The following is a 17,118-nucleotide window of genomic DNA, read 5'->3' on the forward strand; positions in this document are numbered from 1 at the left end:
AGTCCTTTCGGGAGGGTGGGTTTCGCGGTCAGAGGACCCGGGCGAGGAAGTCGCGCAGGCGCTCGGTCGCGGGGTTTTCGAGCGTGGCGCGGGCGGGGCCGGATTCGGCGACACGGCCCTCGTCCATGAACACGACCCGGTCGGCGACTTCACGGGCGAAGCCGATCTCGTGGGTGACGGCGACCATCGTCATCCCGGAGGACGCGAGTGCGCCCATCACGTCGAGCACGTCCTTCACCAGCTCGGGGTCCAGCGCCGAAGTCGCTTCGTCGAACAGCATGACCTCGGGCTCCATCGCGAGTGCGCGCGCGATCGCCACGCGCTGTTGCTGACCGCCGGAGAGGCGGTGCGGGCGCTGGCTCGCGAAACCGGCCAGCCCGAGCCGTTCGAGCTGGGCCATTGCCGTCGCTTCGGCGGAACGCCGATCCATCCGCCGGACGTGGCGCAACGCGGCCGTCACGTTGCCCAGCACCGTCATGTGGCCGAACAGGTTGAAGTGCTGGAACACCATGCCGACCCGCACGCGCACCCGGTCGGCGTCGACACCCGGGCCGGTGATGGGCGTGCCGCCGAGCAGGATCTCCCCCGCGGTGGGCTCCTCCAGGAGGTTGAGGCACTTGAGCAAAGTGGACTTGCCGGAGCCGGACCTGCCGATGACGCAAACGGTTTCGCCCGGCGCGACGTCGAGGTCGACGCCGCGCAGCACTTCGAGCGGGCCGTAGTCCTTGCGCAGGCCGCGGATCGAGATCGCGGCGGTGGCACCGGTTTCGGTGGCGGACGGCGGGACGGACGCGGTTTGGCCCGGCATCACGCCACCGCCTTCGCGGGTGCGGCGGTCACCGGGGGCCGGCGGCCTTCGCGCATGCGGCGGTCGAGCAGGTTCACCGCGTAGGTCAGGGGGATGGTGAGCAGGAGGTAGCACAGGCCGGCGGCCACGAGCGCCGAGGAGTTGTAGGTGGCCGCCTGCCGCTCCTGGGCGATGAAGTACAGCTCACGCTGCCCGAGCCCGAGACCGAGCAGGTACACGAGGGCACTCTCCTTGATGTCGATGATGAACTGGCCGGCGAGCGCGGGCAGGACGTTGCGCACCCCCTGGGGCACGACGACCACGCGCATCGCCGTGAGGTACGGCATGCCGAGGCTGCGTGCGGCGTGCAGTTGACCGCGGGGTACGGACTGGATGCCGGCGCGGAAGATCTCCGCCGAGTAGGCGGCCGAGATGAGTGCGATCGCCAGCACCGCGTAGCCCAGCGCTTCGCGCCCGAACGGCCTGATGCCCGCCGCGGGCAGGCCGAGGCCGACCAGGCTGACGGTCACGATCGCGGGGAGTCCGCGGAAGACGTCGACGTACAGGCGCGCCGGCAGCCGCACCAGCCGTCTGCGGGACAGCAGCAGCATCGCCAGCAGCACACCGGCGACGACGCCGAACGCGATGGCCAGCGCGGCGATCAGCAGCGTGTTGCGCAGGCCTTCGGTGAGCAGGGTGGGCAGGACCTGGAGGATTTCGTGGAGGTCGAAGAAGGTGCGCAGGAAGTCGTGCATCGGACCTGGCCTCTCGTGGTGCGCGGAACCTCGGAGCGGGTGCGGGCGTCCCGGCGGATCGCGCTGGAACGACGGTTCCGACAAGGCTAAGGCGCACCGGTGGCCGACCAGGCCACGTTTACCGGGGCCGCGGTAAACGTGCCGGGTACGCTGGGGCGATGTCCGTGGTGCTGACCGTGCAGGGGGCCCGCAAAGCCGATCTCGTGGTGGGCGTCTCGCCACTGGCCGAGCTGCTGGCGTGCCTGCACGCGATCGCCGAGCCGGAGCACCACATCGAGGGCCGCCCGTGGCTCACGAGGGTGCGGGCCGAGCTGTCGGCCGACCTCCAGCACCGGCTCACGACGTACGCGCCGCTCTGGGCTCGGCGCCGCTGCCGCGCGCTGCTGCCGCCCGACGCTCCGCTCGGGCTGTCGTTCGACGAGGAACTGCGCAGGCTCGCGGAGCTGCCGCTCGACCGGTTCACCACGGCCACGGCCGAGGCGATCCACGGTGTCTTCCACGAGATCGGCGACCTGGCGCACGATTCGGCGGCCAGGGAGGAGTACATCGCTTCGTGCGAGCGGCGTTCGTTCCGGCGTGGTGAGCTGGCGCGGCACCTCGTCCGCGATCCCGGGGCCTTCCGGCACGAACTGCTCGCCCTGCTGACGTCGTGCCACGCCGAGTTCTTCGAGGACGAGTGGAACCGCGTCCACCACCGGCTGGAAAGCGAGTGCGCGAGCCTGCGCGCCAGGGTCAGGGCGCTGCCGATGGCCGAAGCGCTCGCCTCACTCAGCACCAACGCGGCCGTGCGGCAGGACCCGCCTTCGGTCGTGTTCGACAAGCTCCAGTCGCTGCGTGCCGGCCTGCGGGGCCGCCGCTGCCTGCTCCTGCCGTCCGTCCACACGCGACCGCACCTCATCGTGAAGGCCGATCCCGGCTGGCCGGTGGTCGTGCACTTCCCGGTGGAGCTCCCGCCGGGCGGCGGGCGGGACACCCTCGCCCAGGTGCGGCTGCGCCTGGCCGTCCTGTCCGACCCCGCGCGTCTTTCGCTGTGCCGGCACCTGGTCAACGAGCCGATCACGACGTCCGACCTCGCCGACCGCACCGGCATGACGCTGCCGCAGGTCTCCCGTCACCTGGCGCGCCTGCGCGAGAGCGGGCTGCTCGATTCCCGGCGTGACGGCCGGATGATCTACCACCGCATCGAGGTCGACCGCCTGATGCGGCTCGGCCTGGACGTGCTGACCTCGATCATCCACTGACGACGGCATCCACAGTGGACGCGTCTCGGGTGAAGCAACCTCGGCACTTCGTACGCGTCCCTTGAGTACGTGATCGTTTCTCGGGGACAGGGGTGTGTTCGAATGGTGCGTGGTCTTCGTGGCCTGGCGGTGACCGTTCCGCTGGTGCTGGCGGCGGTGGGCGCGTCGGCGACACCGGCGTCGGCCGTGCTCGGCGGCTCGGTGAGCGACTACGGTCCCTGGGCGGTGCGGATGCTGGTCGACGGCCTGCCGGAGTGCACCGGCACCGCGATCTCGCCGGAGTGGGTCCTCAGCGCGGGGCACTGCTTCTACGAGCAGCCGGACGCCCCGTTCGCCGAGTCGCGGATCGAGTTCCGCGTCGGCAGCCTGGACCAGCGCGACGGCGTCGTGGTGCATCCCGTGCCCGGCAGCCGCGTGGACAACCCGGTGGCCGACATGACGCTGATCAAGGTGCCCCCGATGGCGGTCCAGCCTGCCCGGTTGTCCGATGATCCGGTCCAGCCGGGCCAGCTCGTCCGTGAGTACGGCTGGGGTGCCACCTGCACCGAGGACGAGAACCAGTGCCAGTCCGACGTGCTCAAGCAGGCGGACCTGGAGGTCCTGCCCACCGGCGTCGCCGAGTGCGCCGGGTTCAGCGTGCCCGGCGGGCCGGACTTCTGCCTGCGGAAGGTCTCCGGGGAACCGGCGGGCGGGGACTCGGGCGGGCCGGTCATGACCAGCGGCCCGCGAGGCAGCGAGGTCCTGGTGGGCGTGCTGGCCGCGTCGGACCGGGAGACCATGGCGGGTGCGGGCGAGATCTCCCAGCAGCGGGAGTGGATCCGCTCCGTGACCGGCATCGGCTGAAACCGGGCCTCACCCGACGCGCAGTTCGGTGTCTCCCACGGTGACGACGTCGCCGCGCACGAGCTGGCGGCCCCGGCGGTCCTCGGCCTCGCCGTTGACCCGGACCCGTCCGCTCTCCAGCAGCGACCGGGCGTCGGAACCGGCGTCGGCCACGTTCGCGAGCTTGAGGAACTGACCGACCCGGATGGAGTCGGTGCTGATGACGACTTCGCGCATGCCGTCATCATCCCCGGGACAGGTGCGCTCGCGCCGGACGGCCACTAACTTGGGGGGCGGGATCTTGCGAGGACGCGGGAGGCGAAGGTGGGCATCGCGTACGTGGTGGGGACGTTCGACACCAAGGGCGACGAACTCGCCTACGTGGCGGGGTTGATCGCCGCGGCGGGCGTCACGGTGCGCACGGTGGACCTGTCCACCTCGGGCTCCGGTGGTGACGGGGTGGACGTGCGCGCGACGCGGGTCGCGGAGGCGCACCCGGACGGCCCGGACGCGGTGTTCACCGGGGACCGGGGCAGCGCGGTGGCCGCGATGGCCGAGGCGTTCCGGCGGTACCTGCCCACCGCGCCCGACCTGTCCGGGGTGATCGGCTTGGGCGGTTCCGGCGGGACGGCGCTGATCACACCGGCCATGCGGGCGCTGCCGGTCGGCGTGCCCAAGATCATGGTGTCGACGGTGGCCTCCGGGGACGTGTCCGGCTACGTCGAGGGCAGCGACATCGCCATGCTGCACTCGGTCACCGACGTGGCCGGGCTGAACCGGATTTCCCGCCGGGTGCTGGGCAACGCGGCGCACGCGCTGGCCGGGGCGTGCGCGAACCCGGTCCCGGCCGGTGACGACCGGGAGGCGATCGGGCTGACCATGTTCGGCGTCACCACGCCGTGCGTGCGCGCGGTGACCGGGCAGCTGGACGAGCGGTTCGAGTGCCTGGTCTTCCACGCCACCGGCACCGGCGGCAAGGCGATGGAGAAACTCGTCGACGACGGCCTGCTCGGCGGCGTGATCGACATCAGCACCACCGAGGTGTGCGACCACATCGCGGGCGGCATCCTCAGCGCGGGCGAGGGCAGGCTGGACGCGATCGCCCGCACGAAGGTGCCCTACGTCGGTTCCTGCGGTGCGCTGGACATGGTGAACTTCGGCGCGGCCGACACCGTGCCCGAGCGCTACGCCGGCCGCCTGCTCTACCCGCACAACCCGCAGATCACCCTGATGCGCACGACCCCGGAGGAGTGCGAGCGGATCGGGTCGTTCATCGCGGCGAAGCTCAACGCCTGCGAAGGTCCCGTGCGGTTCCTCATCCCCGAGGGCGGGGTGTCCGCATTGGACAGTCCAGGCCAGCCGTTCCACGACCCCGAGGCGGACGCGGCGTTGTTCGGCACACTGGAACGCGAGGTGCGCCAGACCGGCAGCAGGCGGCTCGTCCGGTCTTCGCACCACATCAACGACCCGGAGTTCGCGGCCGAACTGGTCGCGGCCTTCGACGAGGTGAGGGAGGACTGACGTGCCACGGTTGGACCGGGCGGACCTGCTGGCGAAGTTCAGGGACATGGCCGCGCGCGGGGAGCCGATCGTCGGTGGTGGCGCGGGGACCGGGCTGTCCGCGAAGTGCGAGGAAGCGGGCGGCATCGACCTGATCGTCATCTACAACTCGGGCCGCTACCGGATGGCGGGGCGTGGTTCGCTCGCCGGGCTGCTGGCGTACGGCAACGCCAACGAGATCGTGGTCGAGATGGCGGCCGAGGTGCTGCCGGTCGTGCGGCACACGCCGGTGCTGGCCGGGGTGAACGCCACCGACCCGTTCCTGGACGTGCCCCGCTTCCTGCGCCGGCTGGCGGACCTGGGTTTCTCCGGCGTGCAGAACTTCCCGACGGTCGGGCTGATCGACGGGACGTTCCGGGCCAACCTGGAGGAGACGGGGATGGGCTACCAGTCCGAAGTGGACATGGTGGCCGCGGCCCGCGCGGCGGACCTGCTCACCACGCCGTACGTGTTCAGCGCCGACGACGCCCGCGCGATGACCGAGGCCGGTGCCGACATCCTGGTGTGCCACATGGGTTTGACCACCGGTGGCTCGATCGGCGCGGTCACCGCGAAGAGCCTGGACGACTGCGTGGCCCTGATCGACGAATGGGCCTCGGCGGCCAGGGAGATCCGGGACGACGTGCTCGTGCTGTGCCACGGCGGCCCCATCTCCGAACCGGAGGACGCCGCGTACGTGCTGGAGAAAACCCAGTACTGCCACGGGTTCTACGGCGCCAGCAGCATGGAGCGGCTGCCCGTCGAGCGGGCGCTCACCGAGCAGACCCGCGCGTTCAAGAACCTGCCCGCGAAGGAGAAGTGAATGCCCAGGCCGTATTCGAGTGGCATCGTGCCCGCCGACGTTGCGGAGGTGTGGGCGGTGGTCCGGGACTTCGACGGGCTGCCGGTGTGGCACCCGGGGATCGAGTCGAGTGAGATCGAACCGGGTGCGGTCGCCGGCGAGGTCGGCGCGGTCCGCAGGCTGACGCTCGCGGACGGCGGCACGGTGAGGGAGAAGCTGCTGCGCCTCGACGACGTGGACCGCAGCTACACCTACCAGATCATCGAGGGTCCGTTCCCCGTGCGCCACTACGTGAGCACGGTGCGGGTCGCGCCGGTCACCGCGACGGGCGAGTCGTTCGTCGAGTGGTGGTGCGACTACGACGCGGACGCCGGGGACGAGGAGCGGCTGAACCACACCTTCAGTCAGGGCGTGTACGCCGGCGGCATCAGCGGCCTCGCGGAGCACTTCGGCCGCTGAGCCGACGGACATCGACACCGGCCGGTGCTCAGCGCGGCTCGCCGAACCAGTGGCCCAGCGCCGGTTCGAGCTCGTCCGGGTCGCCCGCCCAGCACACGTAGCCGTCCGGCCGGACGAGCATCGGCTGGGCGCCGGTGCCCTGGCCGGCGCGGTCCACCCGGTCCTGCCAGAGGGCGGCGACCTTGGCGAACCGGTCCGCCGGGTCGATCAGGACGCCGCGCCCACTTCGCAGCAGCTCGTGTGCCCGGACGGGCCCGAGGTCCTGGTCCGGCGCGGGGAGGCCGACGAGCGACTGCTCGCCCGCACCGGGCATCGGGTAGCGGATGCCGGTGCCGGACATCATGTCGTCGATGGCGTACTGCACTTCGGGCAGCCGCAGCAGGGACACGAACAGGTCCTTGAGCGCCGCGAGGTCCGGGTCGCCGCTGCCCTGGGTGTCCATCAGCAGGCTCTGCGCCTGGACGTTGCGCAGCACCATGGCCGCGACCGGGTGGCGTTCGGCGTGGTAGGTGTCGAGCAGGTGCGCCGGGGCCCAGCCGTGCGCCGCGGCGCCGAGCTTCCAGCCGAGGTTGACCGCGTCCTGGATCCCGGTGTTCATGCCCTGCGCGCCGATCGGCAGGTGCACGTGGGCCGCGTCGCCCGCCAGGAACACCCGGCCGTGCCGGTACCGCGCGGCCTGCCGGGCCGCGTTGGTGATGCGGTGGGCGTAGTGGAGTTCGAGCAGTTCGACCCGCGAACCGTAGACGGCGCGCAGCCCCTCGCGGATCTCGTCCTCGGTGACCGGGGTCTCCCGGGGCAGTGACCGGCCCCGCCCGCCCAGCGAAAGCCGGCGCAGCGGCCTGCCCTGCGCATCCGTGCCGAGCGGGAACATCCGCGCCCACTGCCCGTCCTCGCTCTGGACGTGCTTCAGCACCAGGTCGTCGCCGCCCCGCACCCGCACGTCGGCGGCGACCGTGGTCGCCGTGCCCGGCCTGCCTGGGAACTCGGCGCCCAGCAGCGACCGCACCGTGCTGTGCCCGCCGTCGGCGCCGACGAGGTAACGGGAGCGGACGACCTGGCCGTTCGCGAAGGTCGCGGTGACCCCGTCCGCGTCCTGGGTGAGGCCGGTCAGTTCGTGGTCGCGGCGGACGTGGATGCCGTGGGCGGCGAGGTGCCGCTCCAGGAACCCTTCGAGCACCACCTGCGTGATGGACCGCCACGGGTGGCGGTGCCTGCCGTGGGCGAGCGGGAGGTCGACCCCGGCGAAGTGAGCGCCGCCGGTGGCGAAATCTTCGAGCGCCAGCAACGGTTCCAGCAGTCCGCGCTGGTCGAGCACCTCCTGCGTGCGGGACTGCACGGCGCCGGCCTTCGACAGCGTGCTGCGCTGGGACAGCTTGTCGGACAGCACGACGGGCACGTCCGCCACCCGCAGTTCGTTGGCCAGTGTCATGCCGGTCGGCCCCGCGCCGACCACGAGCACCTCGGTGTCCATGGATCCTCCCTGGTTGTGTCGATCGGGACGTGATCGACACTTCGCCCGCCGCCACGATCCCGCCAGGAACCAGGCGGATTGTGTCGGGATACGACACCGCGTACGGTGCGGGAGGTGGAATCCGACTACGACGAGCTGGACCGCCGGCTCGTGCACGCCCTGCAGATCAACGGCAGGGCCCCCTTCAGCACGATCGCCGAAGTGCTCGGCGTGTCGGATCGCACCATCGCCCGCCGGTACGCGCGGTTGCGCTCGACGGGGGCGCTGCGGGTGCTCGGCTTGCCCGACCCGGTCGCCCTGGGCGCGGTGATGTGGTTCCTGCGGGTGCGCTGCGCGCCCACCGCGACGGTCCCGGTCGCCGAGGCGCTGGCCCGGCGTCCCGACACGTCGTGGGTGAGCATCACCTCCGGAGGGACGGAGATCACCTGCGCGGTCCGCACCGAGAGCGAGGCCGACAGTGAGGCGCTGCTGCTGGCCAAGCTGCCACGCACGCCACGCGTGGAGGGCGTGACCGCGCACTCCGTGCTGCACGTCTTCTACGGCGGCCCGGACAGCCTGGTCGCCAAGCTCGGTTCGCTGGACGAGGAGGCGATCGAGCGGCTGCGCCCGCCCCCGATCCCGCGGCGGCCGGGCCCCGTGCGGCTCGACGACGGGGACCGCAAGCTCCTCGCCGCGCTCGCCCAGGACGGCCGGGCGGGGTTCGAGGAGCTGGCCGCCGTGACCGGCTGGTCCCCGACGACGGTCCGGCGCAGGCTCGCCGAGCTCCGCGAACGGGGGCTGCTGTACCTGGACATCGACATCGACGTGACCCTGTTCGGGCTCGGCACCCGGACCATGCTCTGGCTTTCGGTCGCCCCCACCCACCTGGCGGAGGCCGGCGCGGCGCTCGCCGGGCACCCGGAGATCGCGTTCGCGGCCGCCACGACCGGTCCGACGAACCTGTACGCGAGCGTGCTGTGCGCGAGCCAGGAGGAGCTGTACCGGTACCTGACCACCCGGGTGGCCGCCCTGCCCGCGATCACGCACGTCGAGACGGCACCGGTGATCAGGACCGTCAAGCAGGCCGCGACGCGCAAGTAAGTCCGTCCTCTGTGGACACGCGACGATGTCCGAAAGGGCGAGCAACCCCACCGCGCCTGCGGCGTCTTCTGGGCAAAGGGAAGTTCAGGGGAGGAGAAAGCCGATGGTTCCGCAGGCACTTCGCGGTTTCCGCGCCGCGGCGATGGTCTCGATGGGCGCCGTGCTGGCCGGTGCGGTACTGGCCGGGTGTGATTCGCCGTTGAACACCACGCCCACACCGTCGTCGCCGCCCGCGTCGTCGTCGCCGCCCGCGTCGTCGTCGCCGGTCACGTCCGCGGCGCCGAGCAGCTCCGTCGCGGTCGCACCGCCCGCGAAGAGTTCCACGACCAGGCCCCCGGCGCAGGCACAGCGGACCCGGTCCGGCAGGAGCACGACGCCGCCGGGGCCGCGGACGGGGGACGAGTCCTGCACCAACCTGTACGACTACTCGGGTGATTCGCGGGACAACGCCGAAATCAACTCGATCGGCGCAACGACCGGGACCTGCCCTCCGATCCAGCGGGCCGGGCGCAGCACGACGCCGCCGGGGCCGCGCACGGGGGATGAGTCCTGCACCGATCTGTACGACTACGCGGGTGATTCGCGGGACAACGCACAGATCAACTCGATCGGCGAAGACACCGGGACCTGCCCCGCTATCCAGCGCTGAACCCTCAGGCGCCCCGCGCGATCGCCACCGGCGCCGTGTGCGCGGTCAGGAGGCGGCGCAGGGACCGGGCGGTGTGCCCGGACACGAAGGGGTCCAGGTCCTGGCGCCGCCACAGGGAAAGGGGGAGCGGTTCCGGAACGGGCAGGTCGGCACAGGGGACCAGCCCTTCCGGAACCTGCCCGAACGTCGCGAGGAGCGCGACGCCCAGACCGGCGGCCGCCGCGGCGTGCACCCCCGCCAGCTGGTTGGCCTCGGCGCCGATCTCGGCGGGAATCCCGTGTCCCGCCAGCGTTTCCAGCGCACTGGTGCGCAACGCGCACGGGCTGTCGAAGGCCACGAGCGGGACGGGCCCGTCCGGCCGGGTCCACCCCGGCGCGCAGTACCAGGTCAGTTCCAGTTCACCGACCGGGGTGGCACGCGGGTCGTCGGACGCGCCGGGCAGCAGCGCCAGGTCGATCCGGCCCGCGCCGAGCGCCTCGCGCAGCGCCGTCCCGCGGTCCACGCGGTACCGGACGCGGTGGTCGGGCAGGGATTTGCCCAGCGTGCTGGTCAGGTGGGGGAGCAACTGGGCCGCCGCGTGCTCCGTCGACCCGATCACGATCGTCTCCGCGTTTTCGACACCGAAGCTGCGGAGCGCTTCGTCGTGCAGCGCGAGGATCCGCCTGGCGTAACCGAGCAGCTGCTCGCCGTCGGCGGTGAACCGCGACCCGCGGCCGTCGCGGGCCACCAGCCGCCGTCCCGTGGCCGCCTCCAGCCGCCGCGTGTGCTGGCTGATGGTCGGCTGGCTGAGGTGGAGGTAGGTGGCGGCACGCTGGAAGCCACCGCGGTCGGCGACAGCGACGAAACTGCGCAGCGGCACGATGTCCAGTATCTGGTCCATGCTCGCGAAGCTACAAGACGATTCATCGGGAACGGTAATCGATCCGCATCGTGAAACGTCGTTGGACATCCCCGGCGTGCGCCGCGCATGATCGGGGTGTGCAGCAGCCTCCCCGGCCCGGCTGCGCGCCTCCTCGCGTTCTCCGTCCCCGCGGCAGAAACGGATCGTCATGCCCCGTCGCACCCTCAAGCTGGGCGCCGTGCTCCTCGGCGTCGGCGGCCCCGGCCAGCACAACACCTGGCTCCACCCCGAGATCCCCGGCGACGCCAGCGTCGACGTCCACTGGTACATCGCCCGCGCCCGGGCCGCGGAGGCCGCCGGCTTCGACCTGGTGTTCATTGTGGACAGCCAGTTCATCACGGAGAACTCGCCGCACCACTACCTGAGCAGGCTGGAACCGCTGACCCTGCTGTCCGCGATCGCGGTGCACACCAGCCGCATCGGCCTCGTCGGGACGCTCACGACGTCCTACAACGAGCCGTTCAACGTCGCGCGCCGCCTGTACTCGCTGGACCACATCAGCGGGGGCCGCGCGGGGTGGAACGTGGTCACGAGCGGCGACGCTGGTACCGCGGGCAACTACAGCCGCGACGAGCACTACGACTACCCGACCCGGTACGGGCGGGCGCTGGAGCACGTCCAGGTGGTGCGGGGGCTGTGGGATTCCTATGAGGACGGTGCCTTCCCCCGTGACAAGGAGACCGGCGTCTTCTTCGACCCGGACCGGCAGCACGCGCTCAACCACAAGGGCGAGTACTTCTCCGTGGCAGGCCCGCTCAACCTCGAACGCTCCCCGCAGGGCCAACCCGTGATCTTCCAGGCCGGCGACTCCGAGGAGGGCCGGGACCTCGGCGCCGCGGTCGGCGAGGTGATCTTCACCCACGCCGCTTCGCTGGAGCAGGCGAAGGCATTCCGCACCGAGCTGCGGGAACGCGCGGCGGCGAAGGGCCGTGACCCGGAGGGTTTGCTGACGCTGCCGGGCATCCAGGTGGTCATCGCCGACACGGACGAAGAAGCCAGGGCGAAGGAGGACGCCAGGCTCGGCACCAAGAGCTTCGACCGGGCGCTCCGGGAACTCGGCCGTCCCTTCGGCTGGCACGACTTCACCCGGTACGACCTGGACGCGCCGTTCCCCGACGTCCGCGCCGACGCGCAACGCAGTTTCCGCACCCAGGCCGAGGCGATCACGAAACTGGCCAGGGACAACGGTTTCACGCTCCGCCAGGTCGTCGAGCACCTCAACGCCTCCGCGCGCTCGGCGTTCGTCGGCTCCCCGGAGACGGTGGCCGACACGATCGAGCGCTGGTTCGAGGAGGGCGCCCTCGACGGGGTCAACATCACCGTCAACGCGCCGAGTGAGTTCGCGCTGTTCACCGACCGGGTCCTGCCGATCCTCCGCGAGCGCGGCGTCGTGCGCCGCGAGTACGAATCCACCACGCTGCGCGGAAACCTCGGCCTGCCGGTGCCCGAAAACCGGTACACCGCCGCCCGCCGAGCCGCCGAGCCCGCGGCGCTCGCGCCGTGACCGAGCCCGATCCCCACGCTGGAAGGTCCGCCATGCCCGTCCCCGCCCGCCGCTTCCGCGGCACACTCGCCCTCGCGCTCGCCGCCGCGCTCACCGCCGTCCTCACCGCGTGCGGTGGGGCGGCAGGCTCGGCCGGTGGCGCGACGCTGAAGTGGGCCAGCTCGTACTTCCCGACGCACTGGGACCCCGTGGTTTCCGGCAGCGGCGCCCAGTTCCGGGAACTGGCGCTGGTGTACGCCTCCCTGACCCGCACCGACGAGCAGGGCCGCGCCGTACCGGACCTCGCGCAGGGCTGGGAGTACAACGCCGCCGGCGACCAGGTCACCTTCCACGTCCGGCCGGGACTGAAGTTCAGCGACGGCGAGCCGGTCGACGGCGCCGCGGTCAAGGCGGCCATCGACCGGGCGAAGAACCAGAAGAACTCCGCGTTGTTCGGTGACCTCACGTCCATCGAGGCGGTCACCGCGAACGGGCTCGACGTCGTCGTGCGGCTGACCCAGGTGGACCACCAGATCCCGCAGCTGCTGGGGGAGCGGGTGCTGCAGATCGCCAGCCCCAAGGCCGCCGCGGACCCGGCGAAGCTCGACCAGAACCCGGTCGGCGCGGGCCCGTTCGTCGTCACCCAGCTGATCCCCGGCACCAAGGTCGTGCTGAAGAAGAACCCGGACTACTGGGACGCGAAGAACATCCACATCGACTCCGTGGAACTGACCTCCGCGCCGGACGCCTCGACCGTCGTTTCGGGCCTGCGGACGGGCGTGTACAACTTCGCCGACATCGCCCCGAGCCAGGCCGACGCGGCGAAGAAGGCCGGGCTCGACGTGTTCGTGCTGCCCGGGTTCAACGCGTCGAACATCAGCCTCAACATCAACAAGGCGCCGTTCACCAACGACAAGGTCGTGGACGCCGTGCGCTACGCGGTCAACCGGCAGGAGTTCGTCGACAAGCTGACCTTCGGCTACGGCTCGGCCACCGACCAGCCCTTCCCCGAGGGCTACGTCGCCTACGACCCGCAGTCGAAGAACCGCTACCCCTACGACCCGGAGAAGTCGCGGCAGCTGCTCGCCGAGGCCGGGTACCGGCCCGGCGACATCAAGCTCGACCTGGTGATCGACAAGGCCGATCCCGCCGCCGAGATCGTCCAGTCCCAGCTCGCCGCGGTGGGGATCACGGTCGACATCAAGGTGAACAAGAACTGGGCGACGCCGTTCTTCGCCAAGGACCTGACGTTCTCCCTCTACGGCACCACCGGCCGCGACTCCGCGCTGCAGACCCTGACCGCCCACTTCGGACCGAACGGCCCGCTCAACCTCAGCACGCCCTACGAACCCGCCGGGTTCGAGGACGCCGTGGCCAAGGTGCGGCAGACCCCGCTCGACTCGCCGGACTACCCGTCGGTGCTGCAGGCCGCGACCCGCGTCGGCCTGCAGAGCAAGGCGCTGGTGTTCACCTACTCCTCGCCCAACCTGTTCGCCAAGAGCACGGCGATCTCGGCGCTGCCGCGCAACCCCGCGCACCTCGACTGGACGGGGGTGACGATCGGTGGTCGCTGAAGCCGTCGTCCCCGTGACCGGCTGGGGCACCACCCTCCGCCGCACCGGCGGTCAGGTGCTGGCGACGCTGGCGCGGTCGGTCGCGATCTTCGTGCCGGTGTTCTTCGTCGGCACGTTCGTGACCTTCGCGCTGCGGGGCCTGAGCGGGCTCAGCCCCGCGCGGATCCAGCTGGGCGAGGACGCGACCCCGCAGGCGATCGCGCAGATCGAGAGCCAGTGGGGCCTGGACCGGCCGTTCCTGGCGCAGTACTGGAGCTGGTTCACCGGCGTGCTGCACGGCGACCTCGGCACGAGCTGGTCCAACGGCGCCGACGTCGCGACCATGATCGGCCTCGGGCTGGGGGTCAGCGTGTCGGTCGCGGTCCTCGCCCTCGTGCTCGGGGTGTCGCTGGGGTTCGTGCTCGGCACGGTGGCCGCCCTGCGCCGCACGACGTGGGTGGACCGCGTGATCACCGGGTTCGTCACCGTGGTCTCGGTGATGCCGGCGTTCGTGGTCGGCATCGTGCTCGTCGAGATCTTCGCGGTGGGGCTGGGCTGGCTGCCCTCCGCCGGCTACGCCCCGGCGGCGGACGGGATCGGCCCGTGGCTCGCGCACATCATCCTGCCCGCGCTGGCGCTGAGCTTCGACATCGTGGCCGACGTGGCGCGGCAGCTGCGGACCGGGCTGGTCAGCGCTTACCGGGAGAACTACGTGCTCGGGGCCGTGGTGCGCGGGCTGAGCCCGCGGCGGATCTTCTTCCGGCACGTGCTGCGCAACGGCGTCGGCCCCGCGCTGGCGACGCTCGGGGTGCGGTTCCCCATCCTGATCGGCCAGTCGGTCGTCGCGGAGTGGATCTTCGGCCTGCAGGGTTTCGGCCGGTTCGCCAACGACTCCGCCCAGGCCGGTGACGTGCCCGCGGTCCAGGGCGTGCTGGTCGTGTCGGTCGTGCTGGTGGTGGCCTTCAACCTGGTCGTGAACGTCGTACTCGGCCGGGTCGCGCCGGCCGCGCGGAGAGGGGTGTGACGGTGGTACGGCGCGTGTTCTCGCTCGGCTCCGGCCGGCTGGCCGCCGGGATCCTGCTCGTGATCGCGCTGCTGGCGGTGCTCGGTCCGCTGCTCGCGCCGCAGGACCCGCTCGCCACCAGTGCCGACACGCTCGCGGGCCCGTCCGGCGCGCACTGGCTGGGCACCGACAACCTCGGCCGGGACGTGTTCAGCCGGCTGCTCGAAGGCTCCCGGCTCAGCGTGCTCGGCTCGCTCGAGGTCGCCGCGATGGCGCTCGTGGTCGGCGCGGTGCCCGGCATCCTCTCGGTCTACCTGGGCCGGGTGTTCGAATGGCTGACGCTGCGCCTGGCCGACACGCTGGTGGCGCTGCCGTTCCTGCTGTTCGCGGTGGCGGTGACGGCGTTGCTGGGCAACGGGATCACCCAGGCGATGCTGGTGACCGGCGTGCTCGTGTCGCCGCTGTTCTACCGCGTGGCCAGGGCGGCCACGCTGACGGTCGCGCGGTCGCAGTACGTCGAGGCCGCGCAGATCGCCGGGGCCCCGCTCGGCTGGATCGTCCGGCGGCACGTGTGGGTCAAGGTGCTGCCCGCGATCGGGGTCGTGCTCGCCCACACCGTCGGCGTCGGCTTCATCGTCGTGTCCAGCCTGAGTTTCCTCGGCATCGGGGTGCAGCCGCCGACACCGACGTGGGGCGGCCTGCTCGCTTCCGACCTCGGCTACCTCGACTACCAGCCCTGGGCCCCGTTCGTCCCGGCACTGCTGATCATGCTCACGGTGTGGGCGTGCAACCTGCTCGCCGACGCCATCCGTGACGTGTCCGGCGAAGCCGGGCGGGCGCTGACCGAAACCCGCAGGGTCCGGGCCTCCCGGGCCGCCGCCGGAGGTGTGTCATGACCAGTCTCGCCGAAACCCCCGCCGTGACCGGGGTGGCGGAACCGGTGCTGGCCGTGCGTGACGTGCGCGTCACGGCGCTGGCGGAGGGCCGGGAGATCGTGAAGGGGGTGAGTTTCGAGCTCACCCCGGGCAGGACCGTCGGCATCGTGGGGGAGTCGGGCAGCGGCAAGACCATGACCTGCCGCGCGGTGCTCGGCATCCTGCCGGACCACGTCGAGGTCACCGGCGGCTCCGTGCACCTCGCCGGTGCCGACGTCTCGTCCCTCACCTCCGCGCAGTGGACTGCGTTGCGTGGTTCGACGATCAGCGCGGTGTTCCAGGACCCGGCGTCCTACCTCAACCCGTCCATCCCGGTGGGGCCGCAGATCGCCGAGGTGCTCCGGGTGAAGAAGGGGCTCCGGCGCCGGGAGGCCCGCGCCCGCGCGCTCGACCTGCTCGTGGCGGTGCACCTGCGGAACCCCGCGCTGGTGTACACCCAGTACCCGTTCGAACTGTCCGGCGGGATGCTCCAGCGGATCCTCATCGCGGCGGCCATCGCGGCCGGTCCGAGGGTGCTCATAGCCGACGAAGCGACCACCGCGCTCGACGTGACCGTGCAGGCGGAGATCCTCGACCTGCTCGCGGAGCTGCGGGAGCGCACCGGCCTCGCGCTGGTCGTCGTCTCGCACGACCTGGCGGTCGTCGCGCAGCTCTGCGACGAGGTGCTGGTGATGCGCGAGGGCGAGGTGGTCGAGCAGGGCCCCACAGCGCGGGTGCTGCACCGCCCTCGCCACGAGTACACGCGCCTGCTCATCGCGGAGCACGAGCAGTACGGGCTGGACGCCTTCTTCGGCAGGACGGAGGCCGGGCGGTGATCCTGCGGATCAGTGACCTGGAAGTCCACTATGGACACCGCAGGCGGCGGCGCGCGGTGCTGTCCGGGGTGTCGCTGAGCGTGTCCCCGGGCGAGATCGTCGGCATCGTCGGCGAGACCGGCTCCGGCAAGTCCACGCTGGCCCGTGCCGTGCTCGGCCTGGTGCGGGCCTCGGCGGGGCGGATCGTCGTCGACGGCGAGGACGTGACCGGTTACCGAGCCCGCCAGTGGCGCTCGCTCCGCCGGCGCGGCGTGCTCCAGTACGTGTTCCAGGATCCGCTGCGAAGCCTGGACCCGGACCTGACCGTCCGGGACTCGCTCGTCGAACCGTTGCTGGTCAGCGGGGTTCCCCGGGCGGAGGCGGCGGAGCGCGCCAGGAAGTACCTGAGCCGGGTCCGCCTGGAGGAGGAGCTGCTGGACCGCCTGCCCGGCCGGCTTTCCGGCGGGCAACGGCAGCGCGTCGCCGTCGCCCGCGCGCTCGTCACCGAACCACGGCTGGTGATCCTCGACGAGCCCGTGAGCGCGCTGGACTCCGCCAACCGCGTGCAGATCCTCGAAATCGTGAAGGAGCTGCGGGCTTCGGGCGTCGCGTTCGTCTTCATCTCCCACGACCTCGGCTCGGTGGCCGGGATCGCGGACCGCATCGCCGTGCTGTACCAGGGAGAACTGGTCGAGACCGGCCCCGCCCGCGCCGTCATCACCAGCCCGGAACACCCCTACACCCGCCTGCTCGTCAGCTCGGCGCCGACACTCCGGACGGCCTCGGCCGGGCGTGCGGAGCGCGACGCCCTGCGTGCGCTCCTGGACTCCTGAAGGGAATGACC

At 71.7% G+C, this 17,118-nt stretch carries 18 protein-coding genes; 12 read left to right on the plus strand and 6 right to left on the minus strand.

The window, feature by feature from the left end:
- Positions 1-28: 28 nt before the first annotated feature.
- Positions 29-808, minus strand: a complete 780-nt coding sequence (locus BMZ92_RS30955; RefSeq protein ID WP_091514865.1) for an amino acid ABC transporter ATP-binding protein — start codon at positions 806-808, stop codon at positions 29-31.
- Positions 808-1,542 (minus strand): amino acid ABC transporter permease, encoded by a 735-nt coding sequence (locus BMZ92_RS30960; protein WP_091514867.1) that lies wholly within the window; start codon positions 1,540-1,542, stop codon positions 808-810. Before BMZ92_RS30960 ends, BMZ92_RS30955 begins: the two co-directional genes overlap by 1 nt.
- Before the next feature lie 158 nt (positions 1,543-1,700).
- Here BMZ92_RS30960 and BMZ92_RS30965 point away from each other — a divergent pair, with 158 nt between their 5' ends.
- Positions 1,701-2,783 (plus strand): DUF5937 family protein, encoded by a 1,083-nt coding sequence (locus tag BMZ92_RS30965; protein WP_091514869.1) that lies wholly within the window; start codon positions 1,701-1,703, stop codon positions 2,781-2,783.
- 102 nt (positions 2,784-2,885) lie between these two features.
- Positions 2,886-3,626 carry a S1 family peptidase gene (locus BMZ92_RS30970; RefSeq protein WP_091514872.1) on the plus strand — a complete coding sequence of 247 codons (741 nt, stop codon included), beginning with the start codon at positions 2,886-2,888 and terminating at the stop codon, positions 3,624-3,626.
- 9 nt (positions 3,627-3,635) lie between these two features.
- On the opposite strand, the gene BMZ92_RS30975 is transcribed toward BMZ92_RS30970, so the two are convergent.
- Positions 3,636-3,842 carry an RNA-binding S4 domain-containing protein gene (locus BMZ92_RS30975; protein ID WP_091514874.1) on the minus strand — a complete coding sequence of 69 codons (207 nt, stop codon included), beginning with the start codon at positions 3,840-3,842 and terminating at the stop codon, positions 3,636-3,638.
- An 87-nt stretch (positions 3,843-3,929) separates the two neighbouring features.
- Here BMZ92_RS30975 and BMZ92_RS30980 point away from each other — a divergent pair, with 87 nt between their 5' ends.
- From BMZ92_RS30980 to BMZ92_RS30990, 3 genes are read left to right on the plus strand one after another with little or no spacing between them, the layout of a single operon-like run.
- Positions 3,930-5,126 carry a Tm-1-like ATP-binding domain-containing protein gene (locus BMZ92_RS30980; protein ID WP_091514877.1) on the plus strand — a complete coding sequence of 399 codons (1,197 nt, stop codon included), beginning with the start codon at positions 3,930-3,932 and terminating at the stop codon, positions 5,124-5,126.
- 1 nt (position 5,127) lies between these two features.
- On the plus strand, positions 5,128-5,967 hold the full coding sequence (locus BMZ92_RS30985; RefSeq protein ID WP_091514879.1) for a phosphoenolpyruvate hydrolase family protein: 840 nt from the start codon (positions 5,128-5,130) through the stop codon (positions 5,965-5,967).
- Entirely contained in the window at positions 5,968-6,405 is a 438-nt protein-coding gene (locus BMZ92_RS30990) for an SRPBCC family protein (protein WP_091514882.1), read from the plus strand. It begins immediately after the preceding gene.
- Between the two features lie 28 nt (positions 6,406-6,433).
- On the opposite strand, the gene BMZ92_RS30995 is transcribed toward BMZ92_RS30990, so the two are convergent.
- Positions 6,434-7,876: an FAD-dependent monooxygenase gene (locus tag BMZ92_RS30995; protein WP_091514884.1), complete on the minus strand. Its 1,443-nt coding sequence runs from the start codon at positions 7,874-7,876 to the stop codon at positions 6,434-6,436.
- A gap of 114 nt (positions 7,877-7,990) precedes the next feature.
- On the opposite strand from BMZ92_RS30995, the gene BMZ92_RS31000 reads away from it, so the two are divergent.
- Entirely contained in the window at positions 7,991-8,956 is a 966-nt protein-coding gene (locus BMZ92_RS31000; RefSeq protein ID WP_091514958.1) for an Lrp/AsnC family transcriptional regulator, read from the plus strand.
- A gap of 84 nt (positions 8,957-9,040) precedes the next feature.
- Here the strand turns inward: BMZ92_RS31000 and BMZ92_RS37635 are convergent, their stop codons facing one another.
- Together BMZ92_RS37635 and BMZ92_RS31010 are read right to left on the minus strand one after the other, a co-directional pair.
- Positions 9,041-9,370, minus strand: a complete 330-nt coding sequence (locus tag BMZ92_RS37635; protein WP_177228947.1) for a hypothetical protein — start codon at positions 9,368-9,370, stop codon at positions 9,041-9,043.
- 239 nt (positions 9,371-9,609) lie between these two features.
- Positions 9,610-10,485: a LysR substrate-binding domain-containing protein gene (locus tag BMZ92_RS31010; RefSeq protein ID WP_091514889.1), complete on the minus strand. Its 876-nt coding sequence runs from the start codon at positions 10,483-10,485 to the stop codon at positions 9,610-9,612.
- A 169-nt stretch (positions 10,486-10,654) separates the two neighbouring features.
- Between BMZ92_RS31010 and BMZ92_RS31015 the strand changes: the two genes are divergently transcribed.
- The 6 genes from BMZ92_RS31015 to BMZ92_RS31040 are packed head-to-tail and all read left to right on the plus strand — an operon-like array spanning position 10,655 to position 17,107.
- Positions 10,655-12,010 (plus strand): LLM class flavin-dependent oxidoreductase, encoded by a 1,356-nt coding sequence (locus BMZ92_RS31015; protein WP_091514892.1) that lies wholly within the window; start codon positions 10,655-10,657, stop codon positions 12,008-12,010.
- 32 nt (positions 12,011-12,042) lie between these two features.
- Positions 12,043-13,563: an ABC transporter substrate-binding protein gene (locus tag BMZ92_RS31020; RefSeq protein ID WP_091514894.1), complete on the plus strand. Its 1,521-nt coding sequence runs from the start codon at positions 12,043-12,045 to the stop codon at positions 13,561-13,563.
- Positions 13,553-14,566, plus strand: coding sequence for an ABC transporter permease (locus BMZ92_RS31025; RefSeq protein ID WP_091514897.1), 1,014 nt, complete (start codon positions 13,553-13,555; stop codon positions 14,564-14,566). Before BMZ92_RS31020 ends, BMZ92_RS31025 begins: the two co-directional genes overlap by 11 nt.
- A complete protein-coding gene (locus BMZ92_RS31030) occupies positions 14,563-15,441 on the plus strand; it encodes an ABC transporter permease (protein ID WP_245783355.1) in 879 nt (292 codons plus the stop codon). The genes BMZ92_RS31025 and BMZ92_RS31030 overlap by 4 nt, the downstream gene beginning before the upstream one ends.
- On the plus strand, positions 15,438-16,295 hold the full coding sequence (locus tag BMZ92_RS31035) for an ABC transporter ATP-binding protein (protein WP_091514899.1): 858 nt from the start codon (positions 15,438-15,440) through the stop codon (positions 16,293-16,295). The genes BMZ92_RS31030 and BMZ92_RS31035 overlap by 4 nt, the downstream gene beginning before the upstream one ends.
- Positions 16,292-17,107 carry an ABC transporter ATP-binding protein gene (locus tag BMZ92_RS31040; RefSeq protein ID WP_091514901.1) on the plus strand — a complete coding sequence of 272 codons (816 nt, stop codon included), beginning with the start codon at positions 16,292-16,294 and terminating at the stop codon, positions 17,105-17,107. The genes BMZ92_RS31035 and BMZ92_RS31040 overlap by 4 nt, the downstream gene beginning before the upstream one ends.
- Positions 17,108-17,118 lie beyond the last annotated feature (11 nt).

The organism is Amycolatopsis sacchari, from assembly GCF_900114035.1.
Classification (GTDB): Bacteria; Actinomycetota; Actinomycetes; order Mycobacteriales; family Pseudonocardiaceae; genus Amycolatopsis_E; species Amycolatopsis_E sacchari.

Bases quoted from the DNA above. Each gene is read 5' to 3' on its own strand.
- BMZ92_RS31020 (WP_091514894.1), top strand. From the start codon at position 12,043: ATGCCCGTCCCCGCCCGCCGCTTCCGCGGCACACTCGCCCTCGCGCTC.
- BMZ92_RS31010 (WP_091514889.1), bottom strand. From the start codon at position 10,485: ATGGACCAGATACTGGACATCGTGCCGCTGCGCAGTTTCGTCGCTGTC.
- BMZ92_RS31035 (WP_091514899.1), top strand. From the start codon at position 15,438: ATGACCAGTCTCGCCGAAACCCCCGCCGTGACCGGGGTGGCGGAACCG.
- BMZ92_RS30995 (WP_091514884.1), bottom strand. From the start codon at position 7,876: ATGGACACCGAGGTGCTCGTGGTCGGCGCGGGGCCGACCGGCATGACA.
- BMZ92_RS30955 (WP_091514865.1), bottom strand. From the start codon at position 808: ATGCCGGGCCAAACCGCGTCCGTCCCGCCGTCCGCCACCGAAACCGGT.
- BMZ92_RS30975 (WP_091514874.1), bottom strand. From the start codon at position 3,842: ATGCGCGAAGTCGTCATCAGCACCGACTCCATCCGGGTCGGTCAGTTC.
- BMZ92_RS31015 (WP_091514892.1), top strand. From the start codon at position 10,655: ATGCCCCGTCGCACCCTCAAGCTGGGCGCCGTGCTCCTCGGCGTCGGC.
- BMZ92_RS30960 (WP_091514867.1), bottom strand. From the start codon at position 1,542: ATGCACGACTTCCTGCGCACCTTCTTCGACCTCCACGAAATCCTCCAG.
- BMZ92_RS30965 (WP_091514869.1), top strand. From the start codon at position 1,701: ATGTCCGTGGTGCTGACCGTGCAGGGGGCCCGCAAAGCCGATCTCGTG.
- BMZ92_RS30970 (WP_091514872.1), top strand. From the start codon at position 2,886: ATGGTGCGTGGTCTTCGTGGCCTGGCGGTGACCGTTCCGCTGGTGCTG.
- BMZ92_RS30990 (WP_091514882.1), top strand. From the start codon at position 5,968: ATGCCCAGGCCGTATTCGAGTGGCATCGTGCCCGCCGACGTTGCGGAG.